Source organism: Mixta sp. (genome assembly GCF_024610815.1).
Classification (GTDB): Bacteria; Pseudomonadota; Gammaproteobacteria; order Enterobacterales; family Enterobacteriaceae; genus Mixta; species Mixta calida.
In genome coordinates, this window is record NZ_JANION010000062.1 from 1 (window position 1) to 2,353 (window position 2,353).

Annotated in this window: 2 protein-coding genes; both read right to left on the reverse strand. The window is 49.5% G+C overall.

Annotation, left to right across the window (positions count from 1 at the left end; genetic code table 11):
- Positions 1-1,107: beta-ketoacyl-[acyl-carrier-protein] synthase family protein (locus MYY08_RS03765; RefSeq protein WP_288013271.1), on the reverse strand; the 1,107-nt coding region annotated here is incomplete at its 3' end.
- 133 nt (positions 1,108-1,240) lie between these two features.
- Positions 1,241-2,353 (reverse strand): glycine cleavage T C-terminal barrel domain-containing protein (locus MYY08_RS03770; RefSeq protein ID WP_288013274.1); only part of this gene is annotated, 1,113 nt, incomplete at its 5' end.

A 2,353-nucleotide genomic window follows, 5' to 3' on the forward strand; every position in this document is an offset into this window, starting at 1 on the left:
ATAATCGAGATCGCAGTTAGGACGTGGCAGAGTAAAATTCAGCGTCGGCAGAACCTTTTTCTGCGGCAGCGTCACCAGACAGGCAATTAATTCCACAATACCTGCCGCGCCGATATTGTGGCCAAAATAAGATTTGGTCGAGCTTACCGGCAGGTCCGCCGCATGGGGGAAAACCTTTTTCATCGCCATCGTTTCGATTCTGTCGTTCGCTTCCGTTCCGGTGCCATGCACATTTACATAGTCAACGCAGTCGGGCGTGATGCCTGCATTCTCCATGGCTTTCAACATCACCTGGGTTGCACCGCCAGCGCGCGGATCTGGCCCGGTTTCATGATAGGCGTCACAAGAGGTAGCATAGGAAAGAATCTCACCATAGATGGTGGCGCCGCGCGCCACGGCATGTTCATACTCTTCAAGAACCAGCGCTCCCGCCCCTTCTCCTATTGACATGCCCGGCGTGCCGGAAAAAGGGGTGCAGGCATCGGAATGCATGACGTTCAGAACATAAAAACCGGCGAACGTAGGCAGATAAATCGGCTCGGTTCCCACCGCCAGCATAGTTTTCCCTTTGCCGTTCTGGATGTAGTCATAGGCGATGCCGATGGCGTTCGGACTGGCAGTGCAGGCGGTTGCAACCAGCTCCATTCCGCCTTGCAAGCCCAACAAGGTAGAGACGCTGGAACAGCAGGAGGCAAACCCACCGGAACAGACCGCTTTTTTGAGAGAGAAATCCTGAATGCGCTGCTCAAATAGCGGCAGAAAAGCCTCGGTACCGGCAGAGGAAACCCCGATAATCAGCCCGGTTTCGTTAAGACACGCTTTATTATTAACCAGTCCGGCCTGAGTCAGTGCATCCTTACCGACTTTATATGCCCAGAGCGCAGCATTATCGAGTGACTTAACGAGATCGTCCGAAAGTTCGGAGTAATCAAGCTGCTGCGCTACTTCAGCAGCGCGCGCGTTATCAAACCATGCGGCAAACCGTTTGCTGTCGCTAATACCGCACTGTTTATTGAATAGCGCCTCTCTGAAATCAACAATATTATCAGCCAGCGATGACAAGATCCCCATACCGGTAATAACAACTCTTTTCCTGGTTATTTTCATAATCTATCCCTGATATTGACAGCGCTATTCTTGCCTGTGAATATTCGCCATCATGAAAAAAACGGGTCTGAGATAACACTTTTTTACTCATTTTTTTCAGACCCGCATTATTTAATTTTTCGCTGAAATAAAACTACAGCGCGCTGCGCAATTTTGCCGGGTCGATAAAGCTGTGTTCAGCCGGATTAACCAACATACTAAAATTATAAAGGAACGGTAACCCCTGCGTCATTGCAGCAACGTCGCCATGCGCGGTACTGAGGGTAAAACCGGCGATATCTGAATAGGCATAATCTTTATCAATCATAGCCAGTGCGATAACAGAGCGGCGCGCGGGCGAAAATATGCTGGTAATGACCGAACCGACAACCTCTTCGCCGACCAGCACATTGTCCCCAGCCTGGATACTTTCGCACGTTGTGACGGGAATAATACCGGTTAATTTACGTTCCGCACCGTTGCGGGAAAGGGTTTCGACAGCCGTTTTTCCGGTAAAATTTTCTTTATCGTACTGAACAGCCCACTGCAACTGAAGCTCAACCGGATTATACGAACAGGCTGCATAAATTGATGCGTCCCACACGGGATTTTCAATTCGCACTATCTTTTGATACTCAAGGCCGCCGGTTTTAAGCAGGTACTTCTCTCCTACTTCCAGTAAGCGCATCCAGAGTTCAGCCAGCGCCCTCTGCTCGCCAAGCATCAAGTAGGCGAACTCGCCATGCTTACCGCAGCGGAAAACGTTCAAACCATCATCCGTGGGCATAAATTCATGGTAAGGCAGACCGATAATATCGAATCCGTAAATTTCCGCCAGCACCTCCCAGGAATAGGGTCCTTCCAGTAATATAGCGCCCCAATCGGCCTCATTCAGAGCGCTGATTTCAGGCCGCTCCTGAATATCTAACTCCTCAGCATTTTCCAGAATCGTATTGAGACTAGTTATAATCTCGTCAGCGGTCAGATCTTCGGAAAGAATATAATATCCCTCATCCGTGCAAAGAAAGTAAGCATCGCCACGGATAGTCCCGTCGTCATTAAGGATCAGAGAATATATTCCCTGTTCATCGCGGATGGCGGAAACATCGGCAGAGGCCATCTGGTTAACAAGCGCCCAGGCATCCTCGCCAGTTACGCTAACTATAGCCATATGCGAATAGTCAACCAGCAACGCGTTTTCTCTCACAGCTTTATATTCAACTTCAGGAGCATGATAAGCAGCAGGCATACTCATGCTGTTATAAAC